Source organism: Pseudonocardia benzenivorans CB1190 (assembly GCF_000196675.2).
GTDB lineage: Bacteria > Actinomycetota > Actinomycetes > Mycobacteriales > Pseudonocardiaceae > Pseudonocardia > Pseudonocardia benzenivorans.
Genome location: NC_015312.1, coordinates 3,162,466 through 3,182,147, shown reverse-complemented (window position 1 = coordinate 3,182,147; position 19,682 = coordinate 3,162,466). Strand labels below are relative to the sequence as shown.

Sequence of the window (19,682 nt, the reverse complement as noted above, 5' to 3'; positions counted from 1 at the left end):
GTCCGGGACTCGACGTCAGCCTGCGGCCGTGACGACCGGCGGGGCGATGGTGCGCTCCCCCGAGCCGCGGGTGCCCGCCCCCGACCGCGGGTAGGGCCACCCCTCTGCCCGGTATATCCGGTTCGTCGAGGGCTCGTCCCCGCTCCGACCTGCACGGACGGCATGCTCGCGCGACCCGGCAGCGCGGCCGGGTCGTTCGTGCGCCGGGAGAGCGGACGCGGCACGCGGGTGGGGGGTCACAGGACGTACGGGTCCTGGACGGGCGGGCCGCAGGAGTCGAGCCGCGTGAGGTCGGCCAGGTAGGGCACGAGCTCGGCACGGGAGGCGTCGTCGTACACGTTCTCCCAGGTCCGTGCGGTGTCGGGTGCGGTGCGCGGGTCCACTTGTGCTCCTCGGGCGGCCCCGGGCACCGGGGCCTGCGGCGGCCGCGGACGACGTCCGGGCGACCGCAGGCTCCCGTGCCGCGGCCCGCGCGACGAGGGGGTCTGCCCCCGGTGCGGGGGTGCCGGCCCCCGGAGTCAGATCGTCTCGAGGACCTGCTCGAAGGCCAGCTCGGCGGCGCCGACGAGGCGGGCGTCGCGGCCCAGCGGCGAGACGGTGATCCGTGTCCCGCCCACGGCCCGGCTCACGAGGCTGCGCTCGTGCACGATCCCGCGGGCCCGGTCGACGACGCGCGGCGGCAGGGCCGTCAGCAGGTCCCCGAGCACGACGAGCTCGGGTGCCAGCATGTTGACGACCGTCACCAGCCCCGCGCCGAGCCACTCGGTGAACTCCCCGAGCGTGCTGTCGATCTCACCCGGGGCGGCCGCGAGGGCGCGCAGCTCCGCGACGAGCGCGCCGCGGGGGGTGTCCTCGGGCAGGCCGAGGGCGCGGCACAGCGCGGGCTCCCCCACCTCGGTCTCCCAGCAGCCCTGGGCGCCGCAGAAGCAGGCGCGCCCGCCGGGCCGGACGAGGATGTGCCCGAGCTCGCCGACGTAGCCGCGGGTCCCGCGCAACGGACGGCCACCGACGATGACCCCGCCGCCGAGCCCGACGTCGGCGGAGAGGTAGACGAGGTCGCTCGCCTCGCGGGCCGCGCCGCGGACGTGCTCGGCCAGCGCGCCGAGCTCGGCGTCGTTGCCGACGAGCGTCGGGTACTGCAGGACGGCACCGAGCCGCTGGCCCAGCGCGACGTCACGCCAGCCGAGGTTGGGTGCCTCGTGGACGAAGCCGTCGGCGCGGCGCACGACCCCCGGCACCGACACCCCGACCCCGGACACGACGACCGCCAGCTCGTCGCGCAGCAGCTGCGCCGACTCGACGACGTGGGTGATCACCTCGCCGGGCAGCCGGGTGGTGCGGTGCAGGTTCCAGCTGTGCCGGCCGAGGATCTGCCCGCCGATCCCGACCATCGCCATCGCGACCTGGTCGACCCGCACGTCGACGGCGAGCACGACCGCCGACTGCGGCTGGGGCAGGACCATCAGCGAGGGCCGTCCCGCCCCGCTGCGCTGGGACGGGACGGCCTCGGTGACGACGCCTGCCTCCGCGAGGCCGTCGACCACCGCCTTGATCGTGCTGCGGTTGAGGCCCAGCTCGGTCGCGAGCGTGGCCCGCGTGCAGGGTCCGCCGACGTGCAGCCGGCGCAGCAGCGCCGAGCGGTTGTGCCTGCGCGCGTCGTCGGGTCGCGTGCCGGACGTCGGGGCGGTCACCGGCCGGCGGTGGCCGATCGACGCCGCGACAGCACGTCGACGCCCGCCGCCACCAGCAGGACCAGGCCGGTGATCACGAAGACCACCGCCGCGGGCTGCTTGAGCAGGCCGAGACCGTTCTCGACCGTCGCCAGCACGGCGCCGCCGATCACGGCGTTGCTGACCCGGCCGCGCCCGCCGAACAGCGACGTCCCGCCGATGACGGCCGCGCCGACCGCGAACAGCAGCGTGTTCCCGCCACCGGCCGCGGGCGAGACCGACCCGACCTTCGACGAGTACACGATCGCGCCGATCGCGGCGAACGCCGAGCTGATCACGAACACGCTCGCCCGGATGCGCACGACGTCGATACCGGCGCGGCGGGCCGCCTCGCGGTTGCCGCCGACGGCGTAGACGTGCCGGCCGAAGCGCGTCCGGTCGAGCACGTAGGTGCCGACCACCAGCAGGACGAGCACGATCGGGACCACGTAGGGCACACCCGAGATCTCTATCAGGCCCGGCGAGCGGTCCTGCGTCAGCAGGTAGGTCGCGACGGCGCCCAGCACGACGACCGCCCCGATCTTGAGCAGCACCAGCCCGGTCGGCTGCGCGACCAGCCCCTTCGCCAGCCGGGTGCGCTGGCGGTTGAGCAGCACCAGCGCGTAGCCGCCCGCGCCGACGACGAACAGCAGCCAGCTGCCCAGCGTCGACAGGTTGCCGTTGGCGACGGCGTTGATCACCGGGTCGCGCAGGCCCAGCGTCCCGCCGTCCCCGATCAGCTGCAGGATCACGCCCTGCCAGGTGATGAACAGCGCCAGCGTGACCACGAACGACGGCATCCCGACCTTCGCGACGAGGAAGCCGGTGAGCACGCCGATGACGACACCCACGCTGATCGCGAGCAGCATCTCGAGCCAGGCGTTCTGCGGGAACCCGACGACGAGCAGCAACGCCGCCACGACGCTCAAGGCGACTGCCCACCAGATCCGCAGGAACGCGGCCAGCGCGGCCGCGAGCAGCATGACGACGACGAACAGGATGAAGACGGTCGTGCCCATCGCGCCGAGCATGTTGCCGCCCGAGACCAGGTGCAGCGCCATGAGCGCCGCCGCCAGTCCGGACGCGGTGCCCGCCGCGAGGTCGATCTCACCGGTGAGCAGGACGAAGACCAGCCCCATCGCGATGATCGTGCGGCCCGCGCCCTGCTGGAGCAGGTTCGCGAGGTTGAGCAGGCTGGGGAACACCCCGCCCTTGTCGAGGACGGTGAACAGGATGAACAGCGCGAGGAGGCCGAGCAGGGCCGGCAGCGACCCGAGCTCGCCCGACCGCAGCCGTGTCCCGTAGTCGCGCAGCGCCTGGCCGGTGGTGCGCGCCGTGGTGTCGATGCCGAAGTCGCCCTGGCGGCTGCCGGGCGCGGCACGTTCCGCCGCCCCGGGCGGGTGTTCGGTCGAGGTCGCGACGGTCGCGCCGGTCTCGGCCTGCGGCGCGCCCTTCGTGACGTCGACCGGCGTGTCGTCGCCGGAGTTGCCGGTCACTGGGTCACCCCCGCGGCCTCGGGCCGGGCGAGACCGAGGTCCCCGGAGCGTCCGGCGGTGATGAGCTCGACGACCTGGCCGTGCGTGACGTCCTTCGTCGGCACCTCGGCGACCATGCGGCCGAGGTAGAGCGTGGCGATCCGGTCGGCCACCTCGAACACGTCGGCCATGTTGTGGCTGATCAGCACCACGCCCAGGCCCTGCTCGGCGAGCCGGCGCACCAGGTCGAGGACCTGGCGGGTCTGGGCGACGCCGAGCGCGGCGGTCGGCTCGTCGAGCAGCACGACCTTGGAGTCCCACAGGACGGCCTTCGCGATCGCGACGGTCTGACGCTGCCCCCCGGACAGCGACGCGACGGGCATCCGGACCGACGTCACGGTCCGCACCGAGAGCGAGGCGAGCGTGCGCCGGGCGGCCTGCTCCATGTCGGACTCGTCGAGCAGCCAGGAGCGCCCGCGCTCGCGGCCGAGGAACATGTTCTGGACGATGTCGAGGTTGTCGGCGAGGGCGAGGTCCTGGTAGACGACCTCGATCCCCAGCGCCGCGGCGTCGGCGGGCGAGTGCACGGTGACCGGGTTCCCCTCGAAGAGGATGTCGCCGCCGTCGATGGGATGGATTCCGGCGACGCACTTGACCAGCGTCGACTTGCCGGCGCCGTTGTCACCGACGAGCGCGGTGACCTCGCCCGCCCGCACGGTGAAGTCGACGTCGTGCAGCACGCGCACGGCGCCGAAGCTCTTGGAGACCGCCCGCAGCTGCAGGATCGGTTCGGACACTCGCGCTCCTCGCGATCGGGGCCTGGGTCGCGGCGCCGGCGTCGAGGTCGTCGACGCCGGCGCCGCGGGTTCAGCCGGACAGGGTCAGGACGACTTGATCCCGAGCTGGTCGCAGGCGGCCTGGGTCTGCGCGTTGCAGATCTCGCTCGCCTTGACGTAGCCGGCGTCGGTGACGGTCTTGACGTTGTCCTTGGTGATCAGCTGCGGGGTGAGCAGGACGGACTTGACCTGGCGGTTGCCCTTCGGGTCGTTCGTCGTCTGCGTGGCCACGGCGTCGGCCGCCGCGGTGTCCCCCTTGGCCAGCGCCGCCGCGAGCTTCGCGGTCGCGTCGGCCTCCTCCTGGATCGGCTTGAACACCGTCATGTACTGGTCGCCGCGCAGGATGGCCTGCAGGCCGTCCGCGGTGGCGTCCTGGCCGGTGACCGGGACCTTGCCGTTGAGCCCGTACTTGGTCAGGACGGTGATGATCGCGCCGGCCAGGCCGTCGTTGGCGGCGACGACACCATCGACCTGCCCGCCGTTGCCGGTGAGGATCTGCTCGAACGTGGTGCCGCCGGTCTGGTTGTCCCACTTGTCGATCGGCTGGTTGCGCACGAGCTTGTACTGGCCCGAGTCGTACTTGGGCTGCAGCACCGTCATCTGGCCCTGGGTGAACAGGGTCGCGTTGTTGTCGGTCGGGGCGCCCTCGATCTGGATGATCTGGGCGCCGGCCTTGTCGCCCACGCCCTGGACCAGGCCCTGGCCCTGCAGCGCGCCGACCTTCACGTTGTCGAACGACACGTAGTAGTCGCTCGAGCCACCGAGGTTGAGCCGGTCGTAGTCGATGACCGGGATGCCCTGCGCCTTGGCCTTGGCCGCGACCGCGGACCCGCCGTCGCTGGAGATCGAGGCGATGACCAGGACCTTCACCCCGCTGGAGATCATCCCGTCGGCGAGGGTGGAGAACTTCTGCTCGTCACCCTGCGCGTTCTGGATGTCCGGGTCGAGGCCCGCGGAGCGCATCGCCTTGTCGAGCATCGGCTTGTCGAAGCCCTCCCACCGGGCCGACGAGTCGGTCTCCGGGAGGATCACGCCGACCTTCACCCCGCCGGCCGCGGCGGGCGCCGAGCTCCCCGCCGATCCGCTGCTCGAAGGGGCGCTGTTCTGTCCGCAGGCGGCCAGCGCGAGCGCGAGGCCCGCACTCACGACGGCGAGGGCCGTTCTCCGTATGCGCATCGATGTCCTTCCCACGTCTTCGTGGGCCGCCGCAGCGGCGCTCGAATGTTGCGACCGACAACGTATGTCCACAACCCGGGTGACGGGAAGCACACTGCATCGGTCAAGTACGCCGCGGATCATCACGTTTGGGTTACGCAGCGCGGAATTTGTTGTCTGCCCCAGCCGAACAAGATGCGTTCCGGGCGCGCCCTCCGGACGCCGGCGACACGCCCGAACGGTTCGGAGCCGTCAGTGTGATCCGAGCGTGGGCAGCCGGCGCCGACCACGCGCGGCGGTCGAGGTGCCGGACAGCACCCGAATCGCCCTGGTCACGAGGAGCCCGTGCCGTCCGAGCGTCACTGCACGTAGGTTTGATACCGACAATTCGGGCTCAACGCAGCCATGCCCAGCGCGGTATTCACCCGTTCGATCAGATGAATGTCACGCGTAGTCACGCTTTCAGGTATCACTCTGCGTGATCGAGACGCCGGGGCCGCGCCGCCGTCACGAGGGGGTCCGGGCGGCCGCCACCGCGGGTTCGTCGCCGTCGCGCGACCGCAGCGCGACAGCCACCACGACGGCGACGATGCCGACCGACTCGAGGGGTCCGGGCACCTGGCCGAGAGCCACGAACCCGATCAGGGTCGCCGTCATCGGCAGCAGCGCGAGCAGGACCGCGAAGCGCGCCCGGCCCAGCCTGCGCAGCACCACCTGGTCTATCGCGTACGGCACGACGCTCGACAGCACCCCGACCCCGACCGCGAGCGCGACGACCCGCGGCGACGACAGCGCGCCGAGCCCGCCCGCGTCCAGCGCGAGCAGCACCGCCAGCGGGACCGAGGCGTACGCGAAGCCGACGGCCATGTCGTCGAGCCCGTTGCCGCCGAGCGCGACCCGCTTGCCCAGGACGATGTAGGCCGCCCACAGTGCCGCCGCCGCGAGCCCCCACGCCACCCCGGCCGGGCTGCCTGACCAGCGCACATCGGCGATGCACAGCACCCCGGTTGCGGCCAGCACCACCGCCGCGACGTCGCGCGGGCGCCGGGACGCGAGTGCCGCGACGGCCACCGGTCCGCAGAACTCGACCGCCACCGCCGTGCCCAGCGGCAGGCGCGCGACGGCCTCGTAGAACGCGACGTTCATGCCCGCCGTCGCCAGCCCGAACGCGGCGGCCCGTCCCGCCCGCCGGCCCCGCCACGCCGCACGCCCCGGACGTCGCCAGACACCCAGAACGGTGGCTGCCGCCATGATCCGTAACGCGGCCACGACGGACGGCGAGAGATCATCGAACAGGCCGACGGCGACGGCCGCCCCGACGTACATCGAGGCGCCGCCCGCGACGAAGAGGACGGGTGCCGGGACCCGGTACGAGTGCCTCGTCGTCACGTCGCCGACCCGTTCACCACGACTGCGCAGCGTAGTCGCGGCTCGACGAGTGTTAACGCGCCCGGCCTTGCGGGGGTGGAAACGGCCCCGCATCATTCACTCGTCGTCAACTGAATGTGCAGAGGTTCTCCGGCGGTCCACCGGAACGACACGCCACCGGCCCCGAGTGGTCGAACGTGACGGTCGTCGCCTCCGGGCCGGGAACACGTACAGGGGTGCTGTACGTCTGCAAGAGTGGATGTGCCGCGCGAGCGGTACTCCAGTGCACAGGGCACCGGATGTTCCGGTGTCGAGACGGAGGGAGACCGCCATGCAGCCCGGAACCCTTACCCGCCCCGAGTTGACCGCCGCCGACCGCTGTGACCGTTGCGGAGCGGCGGCCAAGGTTCGCGCCGTACTTCCCTCCGGTGGAGAGCTGCTCTTCTGTGGTCACCACGCGCGCGCGCACGCCGACAAGCTGCGCGAGCTCGAGGTGGACGTGCAGTCAGGCAGTTGACGCGCCGGCGGTAGCCGGTCGACCAGACGTCCAGCGCAGGGCGGGAACCACTCCGGTTCCCGCCCTGCGTGTGCGTCGGGGTCCGTGCTCCGCCGTCCGCCCGTCAGCGCGCCCGGTGGGCGAGGTCCGACACGACGTCGAGGGCGCGGTCGACCTCCCAGGCGCGTGAGTAGTGGTTGGGACTCAGCCGGACGAGGCCGCCGTCGTCGCGGACGCCCAGCGCCCCCGCGGCGCCCCACGCGTAGGCGTACCCGGCCCAGGCGTTGACCCCGGCCGCGTCCAGCGCCGCCACCGTGTCCGACGGCGTCCACCCGACGACACGGAAGGCGGCGACCGGCGTCCGGACGTCAGGACCGCCGTCGGGGCCGTAGCGCCGCACGTGCGCCAGCTCCCCCAGCCCGGCCCACAGCCGGCTGCCCAGCGCCGCCGTGTGGGCGGCCGCGGCCCGTTGGCCCGCGTGCGGGTCGTCGCCCCCGGGGAGCATCCCCGCCCAGTGCTCGACGGCGGCCACCACCCCGGCCAGTGCCGGGAACGGGTTGGTGCCCTGCTCGAACCGCGCGGGCCCCGACGCCGGGGCACCCGCCGGACGCGGCGGGTCGATCGCCGCCACGACCGCGGGATCGGCCGCCACCAGCGCGGCGACGTGCGGACCGGCCCACTTGTGCGCGCTCGTCGCGTAGAGGTCCGCACCGAGCGCGCAGACGTCGACCGGCGTGTAGGCCGCGTGGTGCACCCCGTCGACGACGCTGAGCGCGCCCACCGCGCGAGCGGCGGCGGCGACCGCGGCGACGTCGACCCGGGCACCGGTCAGGTTCGAGGCCGCGGTGACCGCGACGAGCCGGGTCCGGGGCCCGATCAGCGCCGTCACGGCATCGGTGGGCAGTGCCCCGTCGGCCCGCAGGCGCGCGGTCCGCAGGGTCGCCCCCGCCCGCGCCGCGGCCCGTGCCCACGGCGCGACGTCGGCCTCGTGGTCGGCCTCGGTCACGACGATCTCGTCGCCCGGGCCCCACGTCGGTTCGAGCGCGGCGGCCAGCCGCGCGAGCAGCGCCGTTGCCGTCGGCCCGAGGATCACCCCGTCGGGATCCGGCGCGCCGGCGAAGGCCGCGAACGCCCGGCGGGCCGCGTCGACGAGTGCGTCCGCGCGCCGGGCCGCAGGGAACACCCCGCCCTGGTTGGCCACGCCCGCCCGCATCGTCGAGGCCACCGCCTCGATCACCGACTCCGGGACCTGGGTGCCGGCGGCGCCGTCGAGCCAGGCGCGCCCGTCGCCCAGCGCCGGGTAGTGGGCCCGCAGCCGCGTGACGTCGAGAGCAGCGTCGCCGGTCATGCTCACCGCCAGGAGCGCAGCGTCGCGATGCGCTCCTCCAGCTGCTCGATCGTCGCCATGGCCGTGACGGGTCCCCCGCACACGCGGCGCAGCTCGTTGTGGATCGCCCCGTGCGGCTTGTTCGTGCGGTGGTGGTACATCGCGACGAGCGTGTTGAGCTCCTTGCGCAGGCCGTTGAGCTGTTCGCGCACCGAGAGCTGCGGACGCTGCGCGGGCGGCTCGGGGGCCGGGGTGGCGCGGGCCTGCGCACCGGAGCGGCGCTGGCCCCGGGCCATCCACTCCTGCTGACGCTGGCTCAGCAGCGTGCGCACCTGGTCGGGATCGAGCAGCCCCGGCAGGCCGAGGTAGTCCTCCTCGTCGGCGCTGAACGACGTGCCCTCGTAGATCAGCTGGTCGAGCTCGGCGTCGGCGTGCAGCGCGGTGAACGACTTCTCGTCCTCCCCCGGCTCGTCCTCGACGCGCTGCGCCGCGGCGAGCTCCTCGTCGTTCCAGGTCTCGGCGGCCCGGTGCGGCGCGCCGAGGACGTGGTCGCGCTGGGCCTCCAGCTCGCTGGCCAGCCCCAGCAGCACCGGCACGCTCGGCACGAACACCGACGCCGTCTCCCCCGGCCGCCGCGACCGCACGAACCGGCCGATGGCCTGTGCGAAGAACAGCGGCGTCGAGGCGCTCGTCGCGTACACCCCGACGGCGAGCCGAGGGACGTCGACACCCTCGGAGACCATCCGGACCGCGACCATCCAGCGGTCCTGCGACCGCGAGAACTGCTCGATCCGCGCGGAGGCGCCCTTCTCGTCGGACAGCACGACGACCGGCGGCGTCCCGGTGACCCGCTCGAGGATCGCGGCGTAGGCCCGGGCCGACGTCTGGTCGGTCGCGATGACCAGGCCGCCCGCGTCGGGCATACCGCCCGAGCGGTGTCCGGTGAGCCGCTTGTCGGCCGCGGCCAGCACCGCCGGGATCCACTGGCCGCCCGGGTCGAGCGCGGTGCGCCAGGCCCGCGCGGTCTGCTCGGCGGTCAGCGGCTCGCCCAGCCGCGCCGTGATCTCCTCCCCCGCGCTCGTCCGCCAGCTCGACGTGCCCGAGTAGGCCAGGAACACCACCGGCCGCACGACGCCGTCGGCGAGCGCGTCGGCGTAGCCGTAGGAGTGGTCGGCCCGGCTGCGCAGCGCGCCCTCGGCATCGGGCACGTAGTCGACGAACGGGATCGGGTTGTCGTCGCTGCGGAAGGGGGTCCCGGTCAGCGTCAACCGCCGCGTCGCGGGGTCGAACGCCTCCTTGACCGCGTCGCCCCAGGAGCGCGCGTCGCCGGCGTGGTGCACCTCGTCGAGGATCACCAGGGTGCGCCGGCTCTCGGTGCGCGCCCGGTGCAGCATCGGGTGGGCCGCGACGCCGGCGTAGGTCACCGCGATCCCGGTGTAGTCCGACGACGTGCCGCCCGCGGAGTTGCGGAACTCCGGGTCGAGGGCGATCCCGGCCTGGGCGCCCGCCGCCGCCCACTGGTACTTCAGGTGCTCGGTCGGCGTGACGACGGTGAGGCGGTCGATCACCCGGTCGCGCAGCAGCTCGGAGGCGACCCGCAGCGCGAACGCGGTCTTGCCCGCGCCGGGCGTCGCGACGGCCAGGAAGTCCTGCGGCGACCCGGCCAGGTACCGGGCCAGCGCGGACCGCTGCCAGGCACGCAGCGGACGCTGCTCGACGGGGATCCCGGGGCTGCGATCAACGGCCTGCGACACACAACTCCCTGGTCGGACGGGCATTCCGGCTCGCGTCGGGACCGAGGATCCCGCTCGCGCGACCGGCGTCGAGCCTAACCCGCAGGGATCCGACGGCATGCCGTGACCCGCCGTCGCACCGGCTCGGGCCATGCTGGGTGGGCGACGACCCAGGTGACCGCCCCGCGACCCGAACTCACCCCTCCGGACTTGCCGACGCCACGCCCCCCCGCCCATGCTTGGCCCCGAGCGGCCGACCGAGCCGAGAACACCAGGAGACGATGTGAGCAGCGAGCCGCCCACGGCCGGGACGGACGCCACCCTCGCCGCAGCCGGGGCCCGGCTGGCCACGGCCCTGCTCTCGCGGCCCGTCCGGCTCGCCCGGCACACCGCGGGCCTCGTGGGCGAGCTCGTCCGGATCGGCCTGGGCAGCTCCACGCTGGCGCCCGACCCCGCCGATCCGCGGTTCGCCGCCGCGGCCTGGGCCCGCGACCCGGTGCTGCGCCGCGCCGTCCAGACCCATCTCGCGACGACCGGCGCCGCCGACGCGCTGCTCGCCGACGCGGGCCTCGCCGACGCGGACGACGCGGTGTTGCGCGGGCTCGTCGCGACGCTCGCCGACCTCGCGTCGCCGTCGAGCAACCCGGTGCTGCGGGCGCTGGCGAGCGGACGGACCGACGCACCGGCGGACATCCCCGACGTCGCGCCGGGAGAGACCTCCGTCGTCCTGGCCGCCGTCCCGCCCGCGGCCCGGCCGACCGCCCCGCGCCGGCTCGTCGTCGGTGAGGAGGTCGCGGCCACACCCGGCGCGGTCGTCCTGCGCACCCCGTCGTTCGAGCTGCTGCACTACCTGCCGCAGACCCGCGAGGTGCGTGACGTGCCGGTGCTCGTCGTCCCCGCGCCCACGGCGGCGTCCTACCTCGCCGACCTCTCCCCCCGCCGCAGCCTCGTCGAGTACCTCGTCCGGGGTGGCCAGCAGGTGCTGGCGATGAGCTGGGCGGACCCGGCCGCCCGCGCGGGCGACGCGCACGGCGCCCCGCTCGACCTGCACGGCCAGGCCGTCCTGGACGCCCTCGACGCCTGCGAGCGCATCAGCCGGACCCCGGCCACCGCGTTGTTGGGCGTCGGCGACGGGGCCACCCTCGCGGCCGCCACGCTCGCCCATCTCGCGACGCTCGGGCTCGCCGACCGGGTGGCCTGTGCCGCCTGGGTCGCGGCCGACGGACCGCTGCCCGCCGGGGCGGCCCGTGACCTGCGACAGTGGGCCGCCGACGGCGCGGACGTGCCCGACGGGCTCCGGGGCGCGCTGGAACGGGCCGCCGCCGCGCTCGACGGCCACGGGCACGCCGACCTGCTCGGCACCCCGGTCGACGTCGACGCGGTCGCGGCCGAGACGTTCGTCGTCGGCGACGGCCCGGGGGTGGCCCGGTGGGCCCGGGCCGCCGGGTCGGGTGCGGTGCACGTCGAGAAGCTCTCGCACGCCGGACCGGACGCGGTCGTCGCGACCCCGGACGCCGGCGCGCCGGACGACTCCTGGTGGACCGCCCTGCTGGCCTGGCTGGGCCCGCGCACCGGCCCCACCCGCGAGGCGCCCGCCGAGCTGGGCGGGCGCGGGCTGCGCGCGGTCGCGCCGTCGCCGGGCGACTACGTACTCGCCCGATGACGGGCGCCCGCGACGGTCGGGTCGCCGACCGGGTCGCGGACCTGACCGTCGACGGGCACACGCTGCACGTGGCGGTGCGGCCCGCCGACGGCTCGGGCCGCACACCGTTGCTGCTGGTCAACGGCATCGGGGCGGCGCTGGGCCTGCTCGACCCGTTCGTCGACGCCCTGCCGCCCGACGTCGAGACCATCCGCTTCGACCCGCCGGGCGTCGGCGGCTCGCCCGCGCCCGTGCTGCCCTACCACCTCCCCGGGCTGGCCGCGGCCGTCGACGGCCTGCTCTCCCGGCTCGGTCGGGGGCGGGTCGACGTGCTCGGCTACTCGTGGGGCGGGGCGCTGGCCCAGCAGCTCGCGCTCGGCAGCCCGGGGCGGGTCCGCCGGCTGGTGCTCGTCGCCACCGGCACGGGAGCGCTCATGGTGCCGGGGCCGCCGTCGGTGCTGGCGCGGATGCTCACCGGGCGGCGTTACCACGATCCGGAGCACGCCCGCGAGGTCGCGGGCCGCATCTACGGCGGCACGATGCGGACCCGGCCGGAGCGGGCGGCGGAGGTGCTGGGGTCGGGCCGCACGACGGGCCCGGGCGACCGCGGCTACCGGTTCCAGCTGCTGGCGGCGGCGAGCTGGACGAGCCTGCCGTTCCTGCCGTTGCTGCACGTCCCGACGCTCGTCGTGGCGGGCGAGGACGATCCCGTCGTCCCGGTGGTCAACGCGCGCATCCTGCACCGCGGCATCGCCGGCTCGCAGCTGCACCTGCACCCGGGCGGCCACCTCGCACTCCTGACGGAGCCGCACGAGCTCGCGCCCGTCGTCGACGCGTTCCTGGCCGCCCCGGACGATCCCGGGGCGGCGCGTGCCGGGTGACCTCCGCGGAGGCCGGCGGGGTCAGGAGTCGCCGCCGGGCGGCAGGGACTCGTAGATCTTCTTGCAGTCCGGGCACACCGGCGACCCGGGCTTGGGCGACTTCGTGACGGGGAAGGTCTCGCCGCACAGCGCCACCACGAGGTTGCCCATGACCGCGCTCTCGGCGATCTTGGCCTTCTTCACGTAGTGGAACATCTTCGGCTCGTCGTTGCCGGTCGTGTCGGTGCCCTCGGGGCGGGTGTCGACCTCGGGCAGCGTCTGGGTGGCCATTGCCCCATGATGCCGCACGTGACCCTGCCGCCGCGCCCCGCTTCCCCGCTCGATCCTCTGGTGGCCCCGGAGGTCGCCGACGCGCTCGCGGCCGGGCGGCCCGTCGTGGCCCTGGAGAGCACGCTGTTGGCCCACGGCCTGCCGGCGCCGCGCAACCGGGCGACGGCGAGCGCGCTGGAGGACGTCGTGCGCGCGCACGGCGCGGTGCCGGCGACGGTCGCGGTGCTCGACGGCAGGCCGCGTGTCGGGCTCGACGCCGAGGCCCTCGACCGGATCTGTGCGGGCGGGGTCGCGAAGCTCTCGATGCGCGACCTGGGCGTCGCCGCCGGGCTCGGGCTCGACGGTGCCACGACCGTCGCCGCCACCGCGTGGCTCGCCGCGGCGGCGGGCGTGGAGGTGTTCGCGACGGGCGGGCTCGGCGGGGTGCACCGCGGCGCCCGCGAGACCTGGGACGTCTCGGCCGACCCGGCGACGCTCGCGCGCACCCCGGTGGCGGTCGTCTGCTCCGGGGTCAAGTCGATCCTCGACGTCGGCGCCACGCTGGAGGTGCTGGAGACCTGGTCGGTGCCGGTGCTGGGGTTCGGGACCGACGCGTTCCCCGGCTTCTACCGGCGCGACTCCGGGGTGCCGGTGCCGTGGCGGGTCGACTCCCCCGCCGACGCCGCCGCCGTCTGGCGGGCGCACCGTGCCACCGGCGGCGGGCTCGTCCTGGCGCAGCCGGTGCCGGTCGACGCGGAGCTCGACGCCGACCTCCACGACCGGCTGCTCGCCGACGGGCTGGCGATGGTCGCGGCGCGCGGCATCGTCGGCAAGGACGTCACCCCGGCGCTGCTGGAGCACTTCCACAGCGGCAGCGACGGCGCCAGCCTGGAGACGAACATCGCGCTGGTGACGGCGAACGCGGCGCTCGCGGCACAGCTCGCCGCACTGCTGTGACCGCCTCCGCGGGATGCGCGCCGGACGCGCGGACGTCGCGATCGGTCGCCGACCGGCCGACCGTCAGTCGTCGATGACGCCCCGGTCCCCCTGTCCGAGCGCGGGACGCTCGGGCCGGAACCGGTTGGGGTTCTCCGCCTTGCGGGGCAGGCGGTCGTTGGCGACGAGGACGGCGATCCACGGCAGCGGGATCGACAGCACCAGCAGGCCGACGGCGAGCCACGGGATCTGGTAGAAGGCGGCCGCGGCGATCATGCACGGCACCCGCATCAACATCATGGTCTTGTAGCGTCGCTTGCGGACGGCGAGCTCCTGCTCGTAGGACATCGCGGCGTCCGTGATGAGCACGGGTTCGTCGTTGCTGCTCCGCTGCGGCTCGGTCACGACCACCACCCCTCGCTGCCGCCGGGGGTGACCGGCGGCCACCTCCATCGTTGCACTGCGAGGCCGGGAACGCCCGTCCGCGGGCGGATTGTCGTGCCGATCGTCCGGCGCGTCACCACCGGAAACGCCCGGACGGGCAGGAACCAGGCAGCCACCCGCCGGGCGGACCCGTCAGGACGCGCCCGCCTTGTCCCCCGCCGGGTCGGCGTGACCGTGCGCGTGCAGCGTCACGGGTGCCACCGCCTCCTCCGACACGACCTCGAGCAGCCGCCGGGCCAGCCCGCCCGCAAGGCGGTACCGGACCAGCCTGCCCTCGCGGTGCGCGGTGACCATTCCGTGCGCGCGCAGCAGCCGCAGCGCGTGCGAGACGGCGCTGTCGCTCATCCCGACGGCGACCGCCAGGTCGGACACGCAGAGGTCGCCCGCGTGCAGGAGCGCGAGCAGGATGCTCAGGCGGTTGACCTCGCCGAGCGCGTCGAGCACGGTGGCCGAGTGCTGCAGCTGCGCCTCGTCCGCGAGGACGGCGGTGGCGTCGCAGACCTGGTCGGGATCGATGACCCGCAGGCCCTGACGATCGGACGGGACCTTGTGCACGATCTCGATGCTAGTCCGCGACGCGGCGGACACGGCGCCGTGATCCCGGTCGCGTCCCCGCCCGGTCCGGACCGTCAGCCGGTGGCGGCCGCCTTGCGTGCCGCCTTCGCCGCCTGCTTGTACTCCCGGACGCGCCCGAGTGAGTCGGCGTCGACGACGTCGGCGACCGACATGTGGACGCCGTCCTGCCCGTAGCCGCCCGCGGCCTCGCGCCAGCCGTCGGGGGTGACCCCGCGCTGCTTGCCCAGCAGGGCGGTGAAGATCTGCGCCTTCTGGGTGCCGAAGCCGGGCAGGCCCGCGAGCCGGGTGAACAGCTCCTTGCCGGTCGCGACGTCGGACCAGATCCCGGGGACGTCGCCGTCGTAGCGGTCGACGACCGCGGCGGCCAACGCCTGCACCCGCTGCGCCATCGACCGCGGGTAGCGGTGCACCGCGGGCGGGCCGGTGAACAGCTCGACCAGCGCGTCCGGGTCGTACCCGGCCAGCTCGCGCGCGTCGAGCCGCTCGACACCGAGCCGCCGGGCCAGCAGCGCCGGCCCGGCGAAGGCGCGCTCCATCGGGAACTGCTGGTCGAGCAGCATCCCGATCAGCAGCGCGAGCGGGTCGCGGTCGAGCAGCGCGTCGGCGTCGGCGTCCTGGGCCAGGCAGAGCGTCACGCCGGTCAGCGTAGCGGCGGCGGGCCCGTCGTGGACCCGTCGCCGCCACACCGGTGGGTCAGCGGTCCAACCAGGTGCGCGCGAGGAACAGGTCGCGCGACTGGTACCGGTCGATCCCCTTGACCTCCTTCTCCGCGATCGTCGCCAGGTACACCCGGCTCGTCCAGGCGACCGGGATGTCCTTGTTCACGATGAGCTCGACCTGCTGGTAGGCCCGGGCCCGCGCGTCGTCGTCGGTCGTGGAGGCGGCGTCGGCGAGCAACGCGTCGACCTGCGGGTCGGAGTACTTGCCGAAATTGGTGCTGCCGCCGGTGCCGAAGAGCCGCCGGACCCCCGGGTAGGGGTAGTCGACCGACGCCACGTTGGTGCTCAGCTGGAAGTCCCCGCTCTGCACGACCGACGCCGAGTACTGCGCCAGGTCGTACATCTGCACGTCGACCTTGATCCCGAGGGCCTCGATCTGGGCCTGGACGAACTCGGCGTAGGGCGGGCGGCTGTTGGACGTCTTGAAGGTGAAGTCCGGGTTCTTGCCCGACGCCCGGTAGTCGGCGACGAGCTGCTTTGCCTTCTCCAGGTCGAACGCGGGCCACTCCTTCGACGCGGCGTCGGTGTGGAACGGGCTCTGCGCGTCGAACAGGCTGTCGGCGGGGACGATCCGGTTGTTGTACTGGCTGGCCGAGAGCGCCTGCAGGTTGATGGCGCGCACGATGGCCTCGCGCATGTTCCGGTCGTCGAACGGCGGCTTGGTCATGTTGAAGATCAGGAACTCGCCGGAGTTGCCGGGACCGTAGAACACCTGCAGGTTCGGGTTGTCCAGCGCCGCGACGAGCTCCTGGTTGTAGGCACCGAACGCCAGGTCGACGTCACCGTTCTGGATCGAGGCCTGCCGGGAGTTGGTGTCGGACAACGGCCGGAACTCCAGCCCGTCGAGGTGGGGCAGGCCCGGCTGCCAGTACGTCGGGTTGCGGGCCAGCACCATCTTCGAGTCGCGCGTCCAGCTCTTGAGCACGAACGGGCCGGCGCCGACGGGGTTGCTGCCGATGTCGTCGCCGTACTTCGCGAGCGCCGCGGGCGAGACGATGAGCCCGAGCGTGCCGGAGTACTGGTTCTGCGCGAACAGGACCGGGAAGTCACCGAGCGGGGCCTTCAGCGTGAACTGCACCGTCAGCGGGTCGAGCGCGGTCATGGTCTCGATCTGGGTCGCGAAGGAGTGCGCGGCCGAGCGCACCTTCTCGACGTGGCGGCGGGTGTTGACGATGACGGCGTCGGCGTTCAGCGGCGTGCCGTCGGAGAACCTCACGCCCTCCCGCAGCTCCAGCCGCCACGTCCGGCCGTTGTCGGTGGTCGCCATCCCCTTGGCCAGCAACGGTTGTGCCGACCCGTCGGGGGCGAGCTTCATCAGCGAGTCGTACACGGCGAACGCCGCGTTGTTGGTGTTCTGCACCGTCGGGTCGAAGCTGACCGCCTCCCGGTCGGTGCCCAGTACCAGCACCCCGCCGTCCTTCGGCGTCCCCTCGGCGGCGACGTCGCTGCCGTAGGGGTTGGTGGCCGGGATCGGGCCGGCGCCCGCGCCGCCCTCGCCCGCCGCGGACCCGCCGCAGGCGGCGAGCACCGTCACCAGCACCGTCAACAGTGCCGTGGCCACGAGTGCGCGCCCGCGGCCTCCCCTCGCCCGCCGCCCGCCCGGCCCGCCCTGCGCAGGTACACGCGGCGATTGCTCCCGTCGTGAAGGCACTCGCGGTGAAGGCACACACGCTCCCGGCATCCGTCACTCCTCGTCGAGTTCGGCTCCTGCGCCGCCGGTCCGGCGACGGCGCTCGTGCGGTCTGTGCGGTCGTGCAGTCCGTGAGGTGGGTCCCGCCCGAGCGGTCCCGCCCGGCGCACGGCGGTGTGCGCCGGGCGGGGCCTGCCCTCCCCGGGCGACGTGTGTTCCGGGCGCGCGACGACCACCCGCCGCGGGGCCACGGCGGAGGCCCGGCGGGCGCAGGTGTCAGCGAACGGGCGCGGCCCGTTCGCCGGTGGGGACACAGCGTGATCGGCGTGGGGGATCGTGCTCGGCGTCGGCGGTCGACATCGTCGTTCCTCCCGGCGGCCCGATCGGGTGGTGGAGCCGTCGGACCTGCACAGACGGTAACCGGAACGGATACGGCGACGGAAACAACCATTGCTGCTGACGCACCATCAGCGCGACGAATACCTCGGGCGGGACGAACCCGACGGCGGGGCCGGCCGCACCACGGACCCGTCCTGCCGGCCCGGACCGGCGGGCGGCGAGGATGGACGCGTGCTCCCCGATCTCGTCCCGGCGGCGCCGGGCCTGCGTACGGCGTTCCTGACCCACGGCTACACCGTCGACGGTGTCCGCGCGCTGCTCGGGCGGGCCGCGCACGACGCCCTGACCCGCGGTGAGCCCGAGGCCGCCGACCGCGCCACCCGCGACGGCGGCGAGCTCGGCGTGCTCGTGCGGCTGCTGCTGCTCGGCGCCACGGAGCCCGCCGCGGCGGTGCGGGCGGCGCTGGGCGACCCCGGGCCGCTGGTGGCGGCCGGCCTGCTGCGGGTCGCGGGTGACGGGTTCGTGGCCGCCCTCGACGTCCGGCCCTACGCCGACGACGCCGGCTCGGGCGCCGCGGACGACGCGTGGTGGGTCGTGTCCGACCTCGACACCCCCGCGGCGCGCCAGGACCGCGACCACGTGACCGGCGTGGGCGGGGCGTCGCTGTCGCTCGCGGCCGCCGCGATCCGCCGGCCCGTGGACGCCACGCTCGACCTGGGCACCGGCTGCGGGGTGCAGGCGCTGCACGCGAGCAGGCACTCGCGCACGGTCGTCGGCACCGACGTGGCGCCACGGGCGTTGGCGCTGGCCGCCGCCACCCTCGCGCTGTCCGGGGTGCGGGCCGAGCTGCGCGAGGGGCCGTGGCTGCAGCCGGTGGCAGGCCGCCGGTTCGCCCACGTCGTGTCCAACCCGCCGTTCGTGCCCGGCCCCGCCCGCGTCGACTACGTCTACCGCGACTCCGGCGCCGACGGGGACGACGCGCTGGCCGCGCTGCTGGGCGACCTGCCGGGGGTGCTGGAGGCGGGCGGGGTCGCGCAGCTGCTCGGGTCGTGGCTGCACGTGCGCGGCGAGGACTGGCCCGACCGCGTGCGGTCGTGGCTGCCGCCGGGGTGCGACGCGTGGATCCTGCAGCGCGAGGTCGTCGACCCGGCGATGCACGTCGGCACCTGGCAGCGCGACGCGGGACTCGACCCGGCCGCACCGTCGGCCAGGGCGCGCGCCGGCGAGTGGCTGGACTGGGCCGAGGCCCGCGCCGTCGAGGGCGTCGGGTTCGGGCACCTGTTGTTGCGCCGCACCGACGCCGAGCCCGTCGTCGTCGTCGAGGACCTCGTCGGCGAGCTCGGCGGCCCGCTCGGGCCCGAGGCCGACGGCTGGCTCGACCGCGTCGACTGGCTGCGCGCCCACGCCGGCGACGACGCGCTGCTCGGTGCGACGCTCGCGCTCACCGCGTCGGCGACGCTCGAGCGCTACGCAGTGCCCGGCGAGGAGGGCTGGGCAGAGGCGGGGGCGGCCGTCGCCCGCCGCGACGGCCCGCTGTGGCGCCACGAGGTCGACGAGCCCGCGGCCGCGTTGCTCGCGGGTTGCCGGGGCGAGCTACCGCTGGGCGAGCTGCTCGCGCTGCTGTCGTTCGCGCACGACCGGCCCTACGACGCCCTCGTCGCGGCCACCCTGCCCGCGGTCCGCGAGCTGGTGCGGCACGGGCTGCTCGTCCCGGTGGCCCCGTGAGAGCGGTCGTGGCGCGGGTGACCCGGGCGGCGGTCCGGGTCGAGGGCACCGTCGTCGGGGAGATCGGGACGGGGCTGCTCGTCCTGCTGGGCGTGCACCGCGCCGACACCGTCGACACGGCGGCGACGATGGCCCGCAAGCTCCACGAGCTGCGCATCCTGCGCGACGAGGCGTCGTGCGCGACGGCCGGCGCGGCGCTGCTCGTCGTCAGCCAGTTCACCCTCCACGGCGACACCACGAAGGGCAGGCGGCCGTCCTGGCAGGCCGCGGCCCGGCCGGAGGTCGCCGAACCGCTGGTCGAGGCCGTCGTCGCCGAGCTGCGCGGCCGCGGCGCGACGGTCGCCACCGGGGTGTTCGGCGCGATGATGGAGGTCGAGTCGGTCAACGACGGCCCCTTCACGGTGCTCGTCGAGGTCTGACCCGGCGCTCGCGCCGCGCGTCG

19 protein-coding genes are annotated in these 19,682 nt (G+C 74.7%); 6 read left to right on the top strand and 13 right to left on the bottom strand.

Annotation, left to right across the window (positions count from 1 at the left end):
• Positions 1-236 precede the first annotated feature (236 nt).
• The 6 genes from PSED_RS15110 to PSED_RS15085 all read right to left on the bottom strand — a co-directional run bounded on the left by PSED_RS15110 (position 237) and on the right by PSED_RS15085 (position 6,501).
• Complete coding sequence (locus tag PSED_RS15110) at positions 237-383, bottom strand: hypothetical protein (RefSeq protein WP_013675122.1); 147 nt, start codon at positions 381-383, stop codon at positions 237-239.
• A 135-nt stretch (positions 384-518) separates the two neighbouring features.
• Positions 519-1,691 carry an ROK family protein gene (locus PSED_RS15105; protein WP_013675121.1) on the bottom strand — a complete coding sequence of 391 codons (1,173 nt, stop codon included), beginning with the start codon at positions 1,689-1,691 and terminating at the stop codon, positions 519-521.
• Positions 1,688-3,205 carry a sugar ABC transporter permease gene (locus tag PSED_RS15100; protein ID WP_013675120.1) on the bottom strand — a complete coding sequence of 506 codons (1,518 nt, stop codon included), beginning with the start codon at positions 3,203-3,205 and terminating at the stop codon, positions 1,688-1,690. The genes PSED_RS15105 and PSED_RS15100 overlap by 4 nt, the downstream gene beginning before the upstream one ends.
• Complete coding sequence (locus PSED_RS15095) at positions 3,202-3,981, bottom strand: ATP-binding cassette domain-containing protein (RefSeq protein WP_013675119.1); 780 nt, start codon at positions 3,979-3,981, stop codon at positions 3,202-3,204. The genes PSED_RS15100 and PSED_RS15095 overlap by 4 nt, the downstream gene beginning before the upstream one ends.
• Positions 3,982-4,065: 84 nt before the next feature.
• A complete protein-coding gene (locus tag PSED_RS15090; protein WP_013675118.1) occupies positions 4,066-5,196 on the bottom strand; it encodes a sugar ABC transporter substrate-binding protein in 1,131 nt (376 codons plus the stop codon).
• Between the two features lie 486 nt (positions 5,197-5,682).
• Entirely contained in the window at positions 5,683-6,501 is an 819-nt protein-coding gene (locus PSED_RS15085) for an EamA family transporter (RefSeq protein ID WP_143770892.1), read from the bottom strand.
• 373 nt (positions 6,502-6,874) lie between these two features.
• On the opposite strand from PSED_RS15085, the gene PSED_RS15080 reads away from it, so the two are divergent.
• Positions 6,875-7,060, top strand: a complete 186-nt coding sequence (locus PSED_RS15080) for a DUF7455 domain-containing protein (protein ID WP_013675116.1) — start codon at positions 6,875-6,877, stop codon at positions 7,058-7,060.
• Between the two features lie 103 nt (positions 7,061-7,163).
• On the opposite strand, the gene PSED_RS15075 is transcribed toward PSED_RS15080, so the two are convergent.
• Positions 7,164-8,387, bottom strand: a complete 1,224-nt coding sequence (locus tag PSED_RS15075; protein ID WP_013675115.1) for an aminotransferase class V-fold PLP-dependent enzyme — start codon at positions 8,385-8,387, stop codon at positions 7,164-7,166.
• Between the two features lie 2 nt (positions 8,388-8,389).
• Positions 8,390-10,120: a DEAD/DEAH box helicase gene (locus tag PSED_RS15070; protein ID WP_013675114.1), complete on the bottom strand. Its 1,731-nt coding sequence runs from the start codon at positions 10,118-10,120 to the stop codon at positions 8,390-8,392.
• A 262-nt stretch (positions 10,121-10,382) separates the two neighbouring features.
• On the opposite strand from PSED_RS15070, the gene PSED_RS15065 reads away from it, so the two are divergent.
• Both PSED_RS15065 and PSED_RS15060 read left to right on the top strand, forming a co-directional pair.
• Positions 10,383-11,762 carry a poly-beta-hydroxybutyrate polymerase gene (locus tag PSED_RS15065; RefSeq protein ID WP_013675113.1) on the top strand — a complete coding sequence of 460 codons (1,380 nt, stop codon included), beginning with the start codon at positions 10,383-10,385 and terminating at the stop codon, positions 11,760-11,762.
• Positions 11,759-12,622 carry an alpha/beta fold hydrolase gene (locus PSED_RS15060; RefSeq protein ID WP_013675112.1) on the top strand — a complete coding sequence of 288 codons (864 nt, stop codon included), beginning with the start codon at positions 11,759-11,761 and terminating at the stop codon, positions 12,620-12,622. The genes PSED_RS15065 and PSED_RS15060 overlap by 4 nt, the downstream gene beginning before the upstream one ends.
• Before the next feature lie 21 nt (positions 12,623-12,643).
• Here PSED_RS15060 and PSED_RS15055 read toward each other — a convergent pair whose 3' ends face one another.
• Complete coding sequence (locus PSED_RS15055) at positions 12,644-12,892, bottom strand: DUF3039 domain-containing protein (RefSeq protein ID WP_013675111.1); 249 nt, start codon at positions 12,890-12,892, stop codon at positions 12,644-12,646.
• Positions 12,893-12,901: 9 nt separating this feature from the next.
• Between PSED_RS15055 and PSED_RS15050 the strand changes: the two genes are divergently transcribed.
• Complete coding sequence (locus PSED_RS15050; RefSeq protein WP_049803683.1) at positions 12,902-13,828, top strand: pseudouridine-5'-phosphate glycosidase; 927 nt, start codon at positions 12,902-12,904, stop codon at positions 13,826-13,828.
• A 63-nt stretch (positions 13,829-13,891) separates the two neighbouring features.
• On the opposite strand, the gene PSED_RS15045 is transcribed toward PSED_RS15050, so the two are convergent.
• The 4 genes from PSED_RS15045 to PSED_RS15030 form a co-directional block, all read right to left on the bottom strand.
• Complete coding sequence (locus PSED_RS15045; protein WP_013675109.1) at positions 13,892-14,212, bottom strand: DUF3099 domain-containing protein; 321 nt, start codon at positions 14,210-14,212, stop codon at positions 13,892-13,894.
• Between the two features lie 171 nt (positions 14,213-14,383).
• Entirely contained in the window at positions 14,384-14,806 is a 423-nt protein-coding gene (locus PSED_RS15040; RefSeq protein ID WP_041761280.1) for an ArsR/SmtB family transcription factor, read from the bottom strand.
• Between the two features lie 74 nt (positions 14,807-14,880).
• Entirely contained in the window at positions 14,881-15,471 is a 591-nt protein-coding gene (locus PSED_RS15035) for an HhH-GPD-type base excision DNA repair protein (RefSeq protein ID WP_041761278.1), read from the bottom strand.
• A gap of 49 nt (positions 15,472-15,520) precedes the next feature.
• Entirely contained in the window at positions 15,521-17,107 is a 1,587-nt protein-coding gene (locus tag PSED_RS15030; RefSeq protein WP_013675106.1) for an ABC transporter substrate-binding protein, read from the bottom strand.
• A gap of 639 nt (positions 17,108-17,746) precedes the next feature.
• On the opposite strand from PSED_RS15030, the gene PSED_RS15025 reads away from it, so the two are divergent.
• Both PSED_RS15025 and dtd read left to right on the top strand, forming a co-directional pair.
• The gene (locus tag PSED_RS15025; protein ID WP_013675105.1) at positions 17,747-19,240 is read left to right on the top strand and encodes a DUF7782 domain-containing protein; all 1,494 of its coding nucleotides are present in this window, start codon (positions 17,747-17,749) and stop codon (positions 19,238-19,240) included.
• Positions 19,237-19,659, top strand: coding sequence for a D-aminoacyl-tRNA deacylase (dtd, locus tag PSED_RS15020; protein WP_013675104.1), 423 nt, complete (start codon positions 19,237-19,239; stop codon positions 19,657-19,659). Before PSED_RS15025 ends, dtd begins: the two co-directional genes overlap by 4 nt.
• Positions 19,660-19,682 lie beyond the last annotated feature (23 nt).

What these genes read in the sequence shown, in the direction of transcription:
- PSED_RS15090 (WP_013675118.1), bottom strand. Translation starts at nt 5,196, where the DNA reads ATGCGCATACGGAGAACGGCCCTCGCCGTCGTGAGTGCGGGCCTCGCG.
- PSED_RS15085 (WP_143770892.1), bottom strand. Translation starts at nt 6,501, where the DNA reads ATGTACGTCGGGGCGGCCGTCGCCGTCGGCCTGTTCGATGATCTCTCG.
- PSED_RS15080 (WP_013675116.1), top strand. Translation starts at nt 6,875, where the DNA reads ATGCAGCCCGGAACCCTTACCCGCCCCGAGTTGACCGCCGCCGACCGC.
- PSED_RS15075 (WP_013675115.1), bottom strand. Translation starts at nt 8,387, where the DNA reads ATGACCGGCGACGCTGCTCTCGACGTCACGCGGCTGCGGGCCCACTAC.
- PSED_RS15060 (WP_013675112.1), top strand. Translation starts at nt 11,759, where the DNA reads ATGACGGGCGCCCGCGACGGTCGGGTCGCCGACCGGGTCGCGGACCTG.
- PSED_RS15055 (WP_013675111.1), bottom strand. Translation starts at nt 12,892, where the DNA reads ATGGCCACCCAGACGCTGCCCGAGGTCGACACCCGCCCCGAGGGCACC.
- PSED_RS15050 (WP_049803683.1), top strand. Translation starts at nt 12,902, where the DNA reads ATGCCGCACGTGACCCTGCCGCCGCGCCCCGCTTCCCCGCTCGATCCT.